We start from the raw sequence: 5,018 nt of genomic DNA, 5'->3' as shown, positions 1-5,018 counted from the left end.
GCGCTATAACCTCTACTTCCTCGACAGCATGACCATCGGCAACAGCCAGGCAATGCGCGCCGCCTCCGGGACGGGCGTGAAGGTGATCAAGCGTCGGGTATTTCTTGATGATACGCAGAACGAAGGGGATATTCGCCGCCAGTTTAACCGGGCGGTGGATCTGGCTCGCCGCAATGGCTCGGCGATCGCCATTGGCCACCCGCACCCTAACACGGTGCGCGTATTGCAGCAGATGATCTACAGCCTGCCGGGGGATATCACTCTGGTGCGCCCAAGCAGTCTGCTTAACGAACCACAGATCGACACCTCAAGACCAAACCTGACGCCGCCGGCTGGCAACGGGCAACAACCTGCCGCACCGCGCAATCCGTTCCACGGCGTGAAGCTGTGTAAACCGAAGCAGCCTATACAGCCGGTCTATGCCAGCCGCTTCTTTACCGTACTGGGCGAAAGCATCAATCAAAGTTCGATCACGGCCTGGTTCCAGCAGCAGTGGCAGGGCTGGGGCCAACGTTAACCGAGCTTTAACGCTCTACGGGCGATACGGTGGTGCGACAGCGTTTTGTCGCGCCACTTATAGAGCCGCAGCGACCAGAGCAGCGCCTGGTAGGCCAACTTGACGCTGCGCACGTTGGTGAGCATCCGGCGGAACATCCCGGAAGTGAACACCTCGGCAATCATACGCTGCTGGGTCAGGGTATCCGGCTCTTTACGCAGCGAATGAAACACGCGCAGCGCCTCATAGGTTATCTGCTGGCGGAACTCCGGATAGATAGGGATGCGATCCGCATAGTCGCGGTTTAGCTTATCCAGCAGGCGGGTGATTTTGATGTAGTGCCGCTGGTAGGCAAGGTTCTTCTCACCCTGCCGTTTGAGTCGGCTTACCGAGGCGTCATGCAGGAAGTATTTATAGAGGGACTCTTCGGTATAGCGCACCCGGCGGGCATTAAACATGCACTCGGTAGACCACACGATATCCTGATGATGTAGGCCAGGCACGAAGGTCAGCCCGCACGCCTCAAGCATTTGCCGACGATACACGCCCATCCACACGACATGTGTCCAGCGGCGGGAGGCCAGCGCCATGCGCAGCCAATCCGGGCCGGTCAGCACGTCCGTAGAACGCAGACGGTCAAGCGGGATCGATTTCCAGCTGTGCCCCGTCTCGCTGTCGCACCAGTCGGCGTTGCACTGGGCCACATCAAGGTCATCCTGGAGCGCCATAGTCATGAGCGTCTCATACATTCCGGGATAGGTGAGATCGTCTGCATCGACAAAAGCGACGTACTCTCCTGTCGCCTCCTTCATGCCACGATTGCGCGCGACCGAAGCCCCCGCATTTGCTTGAGTAATCAGGCGGATATGCGGATATTTTTCAGCATATTGCTGCGCTATCCCGACGGAACAGTCTGTTGATCCATCATTAACGATAATAATCTCCAGCGCAGCCCAGCGTTGCGCCACCAGCGACTCCATACAGGCGGCAAATGCTTCGCCAGCATTATAGAGAGGGATAATGACGCTCAGTTTGCCTGAATGAATCATCTTAATAATCACCTGCTTAACAATGGATATGCGGTCACATTTTATGCATCGTTTCTTAAGGCAACCTTAAGCTGCCGCACGGTTTGTTGTTCCGGTTGATTTTTAGGAGAGAAAATAAGAACGCATTAAGAATAAGCAGTTATTGTTAAGCTTTGACGACAACAGATTACGGCAGGTTAAGGTATGATACTGCGAGAAATTATTGTATGTAACCACCCGATCGGACGTGATATGGCTATCGTTACCAGTAAAGAAAACGGCTTCACTATTTATGAAAAGGAAACGGAGGTCCGCTTTGGTGAGGTCTTGAAAGAGTATTTGGCGGGGAAGCTGCCATCTACGTCGTTAGGCAGCGGCAACGAAGATAGAACGGTCGCCGTAGTGGAGTATAAAGGTAAAAAGTACATCGTTAAAAACGATCGCGAAAAAGATAAACGGTTGGAGAAACGGCTGCAAAACTATCTTTCTGGCCCGTTCTTCTCGAAGCTGATTTACGCCACCGATCGCGCTATCGCTCAGGGCTATACCGGAACGGCCGATCTCTATTATGTCGCGGAAAAAATGGTCGGGCGCGAGTGTGTTGATGTCTATACCATTCATGAATATGTCGAAGGAACGCCCCTTAAGGCAATAGACGATTCTAATCGCGAAGAGATAAAAAACTGCATTCTGATGCTGCACCGCGCAGGGCTTGCATCAAATGATATTCATGCTGGGAATTTTATTCGCACACCAGAGGGCAAACTGAAGATTATCGATCTCTCCTGCCGCGGCAGTATGCGCGTCTGCCAGGCAAACGATATTCTCACGCTGCGCAAAAAATACCATATCGAGATAGAGGGCCAGGGTGCGGTGTACCATCTGATCCAGCTAAAAGAAGATATTCGTAAGCTTTCACGCAAGCTGCGGGGCAAATCTACCTCGCATGCCTGATCTGCACGACTACGTGCACCATGCCGTCACCTGCCGGTACTAGCGTGTATCCCCGGTAAGCGTAGCGCTACCGGGGAGTACTGGAAGACGGCCTGCCGTTAATCCCAGTTCAGGATCACCTTCCCGGACTGGCCGGAGCGCATCGCGTCAAAGCCCTGCTGGAACTCATTGATGCTGAAGCGGTGGGTGATGAGCGGGGTGAGGTCCAGCCCGGACTGGATCAGCGCCGCCATCTTGTACCAGGTTTCAAACATCTCGCGGCCATAGATGCCTTTAATGAACAGGCCTTTGAAGATGACCTTGTTCCAGTCGATAGACATCTCCGACGGCGGAATACCCAGCAGCGCAATGCGACCGCCGTGGTTCATGGTATCGAGCATCGTGCGGAACGCCGGCGGTGCGCCGGACATCTCAAGACCCACGTCAAACCCTTCGGTCATGCCCAGCTCGGCCATCACCTGATCCAGACTTTCGGTCGCCACGTTAACCGCCCGAGTAACGCCCATTTTGCGCGCCAGATCCAAACGGTACTCGTTGACGTCGGTGATCACCACATGGCGTGCGCCAACGTGCTTCGCTACCGCCGCCGCCATGATGCCGATAGGACCCGCACCGGAAACCAGTACGTCTTCACCCACCAGATCGAAGGAGAGCGCGGTGTGTACGGCGTTGCCAAACGGATCGAAAATTGCCGCCAGCTCGTCAGAGATGTTGTCCGGGATTTTAAAGGCGTTAAACGCCGGAATAACCAGATATTCGGCAAAGGAGCCAGGGCGGTTAACGCCGACGCCAACGGTATTACGGCAGAGATGGGTGCGGCCGCCGCGGCAGTTACGGCAGTGCCCGCAGGTAATGTGGCCCTCACCGGAGACGCGATCGCCGATCTTAAAGCCCTTAACCTCCTGGCCAATACCGACCACTTCGCCAACGTACTCATGACCGACCACCATCGGGACCGGAATGGTTTTTTGTGACCACTCGTCCCAGTTATAGATGTGTACGTCCGTGCCGCAGATCGCGCTTTTACGGATCTTGATCAGCAGATCGTTATGGCCCAACTCTGGCTCTGGCACGTCGGTCATCCAGATCCCTTCCTGTGGTTTCAGCTTGGATAACGCTTTCATCTTTAATCCTCAGGCAATCACGCCAAGTTGTTTACCGATGCGGGTGAAGGCCTCCACCGCACGTTCAATCTGTTCAGGGGAGTGGGCCGCCGACATCTGGGTACGAATGCGCGCCTGGCCTTTTGGTACCACCGGGAAGAAGAAGCCGGTCACGTAGATCCCCTCTTTTTGCAGCTCGCGGGCAAAGTTCTGCGCCACTACCGCATCGCCCAGCATCACTGGGATAATGGCGTGATCGGCTCCGGCCAGGGTAAAGCCCGCAGCGCTCATTTTTTCACGGAACAGGCTGGCGTTAGCCCACAGTTTTTCCCGTAGCTCCGCGCCGGATTCCAGCATCTCCAACACCTTGATGGAGGCGCTGACGATCGCCGGGGCCAGCGAGTTGGAGAAGAGGTAGGGACGCGAACGCTGACGCAGCCACTCCACCACCTCTTTACGTGCCGCCGTATAGCCGCCGGATGCGCCACCAAGCGCCTTGCCCAGCGTGCCGGTAATGATATCAACCCGGCCCATCACCTCGCAGTACTCGTGGGTGCCGCGCCCGTTAGCACCAACAAAGCCCACCGCGTGGGAGTCGTCGACCATCACCAGCGCTTCATACTTATCCGCCAGGTCGCAGACGCCTTTCAGGTTGGCGATCACGCCGTCCATAGAGAACACGCCGTCAGTGGCGATCAGCACATGACGCGCACCCGCCTCGCGGGCCTCTTTCAGGCGCGCTTCCAGCTCAACCATATCGTTGTTGGCGTAGCGGAAACGCTTCGCTTTACACAGACGCACGCCGTCGATGATCGACGCATGGTTCAGGGCATCGGAAATAATGGCATCTTCCGCGCCGAGCAGGGTCTCAAACAGACCGCCGTTGGCGTCGAAGCAGGAAGAGTACAGAATCGCATCTTCCATGCCGAGGAACGCAGCCAGCTTGCTCTCCAGCGCCTTATGGCTGTCCTGGGTGCCGCAGATGAAGCGCACGGAGGCCATGCCAAAACCGTGGGGGTCCATGCCCGCCTTCGCGGCAGCGATCAGCTCAGGGTGATTCGCAAGACCTAAATAGTTGTTGGCGCAGAAGTTAATCACATGGCTGCCGTCGGCAACGGTGATATCGGCCTGCTGAGCGGAAGTAATGATTCGCTCTTCTTTGAACAACCCTTCCGCACGCGCGGTTTCCAGGTCACTGTTTAACTGTTTGTAAAAATCACCACGCATTGCAATTCTCCAGACTCGGCAAATTTCGGCACATATTACCCAAAGCTATACCCCGATACGAGATGACGCATTAAGAGTTATCGTTTTTGCAGCATAAATCACGTGACGCATTTGTTACATGTACACAAAATCATTCAGGATGCATCAGGGCGGCAAGGGAAGAAATGCCCGGGAGCATAGCGAACCAGGTGACCGGGCCTTCTAAGCTCA

At 55.5% G+C, this 5,018-nt stretch carries 5 protein-coding genes; 2 read left to right on the top strand and 3 right to left on the bottom strand.

The features are described from left to right. Positions 1–517, top strand: a 517-nt coding sequence (locus RTP97_RS21220; RefSeq protein ID WP_312417162.1) for a divergent polysaccharide deacetylase family protein, incomplete at its 5' end; no start/stop codon positions are given. On the opposite strand, the gene RTP97_RS21215 is transcribed toward RTP97_RS21220, so the two are convergent. Then, complete coding sequence (locus tag RTP97_RS21215; RefSeq protein WP_312417159.1) at positions 514–1,545, bottom strand: glycosyltransferase; 1,032 nt, start codon at positions 1,543–1,545, stop codon at positions 514–516. The two genes, RTP97_RS21220 and RTP97_RS21215, sit on opposite strands and share 4 nt — an antisense overlap. A 231-nt stretch (positions 1,546–1,776) precedes the next feature. On the opposite strand from RTP97_RS21215, the gene RTP97_RS21210 reads away from it, so the two are divergent. Beyond that, on the top strand, positions 1,777–2,478 hold the full coding sequence (locus RTP97_RS21210) for a lipopolysaccharide core heptose(II) kinase RfaY (protein WP_312417155.1): 702 nt from the start codon (positions 1,777–1,779) through the stop codon (positions 2,476–2,478). Positions 2,479–2,576: 98 nt separating this feature from the next. Here the strand turns inward: RTP97_RS21210 and tdh are convergent, their stop codons facing one another. After that, on the bottom strand, positions 2,577–3,602 hold the full coding sequence (gene tdh / locus RTP97_RS21205) for an L-threonine 3-dehydrogenase (RefSeq protein ID WP_312417150.1): 1,026 nt from the start codon (positions 3,600–3,602) through the stop codon (positions 2,577–2,579). 9 nt (positions 3,603–3,611) lie between these two features. Then, complete coding sequence (kbl, locus tag RTP97_RS21200; protein WP_312417148.1) at positions 3,612–4,808, bottom strand: glycine C-acetyltransferase; 1,197 nt, start codon at positions 4,806–4,808, stop codon at positions 3,612–3,614. Between the last annotated feature and the right edge of the window lie 210 nt (positions 4,809–5,018).

Origin of the sequence: Pseudescherichia sp., from assembly GCF_031998825.1 — a bacterium.
Classification (GTDB): domain Bacteria; phylum Pseudomonadota; class Gammaproteobacteria; order Enterobacterales; family Enterobacteriaceae; genus Pseudescherichia.
This window is presented reverse-complemented; position numbering and strand designations above follow the sequence as displayed.

Coding starts and splice junctions, on each gene's coding strand:
- RTP97_RS21215 (WP_312417159.1), bottom strand. CDS start 1,545: ATGATTCATTCAGGCAAACTGAGCGTCATTATCCCTCTCTATAATGCT.
- RTP97_RS21210 (WP_312417155.1), top strand. CDS start 1,777: ATGGCTATCGTTACCAGTAAAGAAAACGGCTTCACTATTTATGAAAAG.
- tdh (WP_312417150.1), bottom strand. CDS start 3,602: ATGAAAGCGTTATCCAAGCTGAAACCACAGGAAGGGATCTGGATGACC.
- kbl (WP_312417148.1), bottom strand. CDS start 4,808: ATGCGTGGTGATTTTTACAAACAGTTAAACAGTGACCTGGAAACCGCG.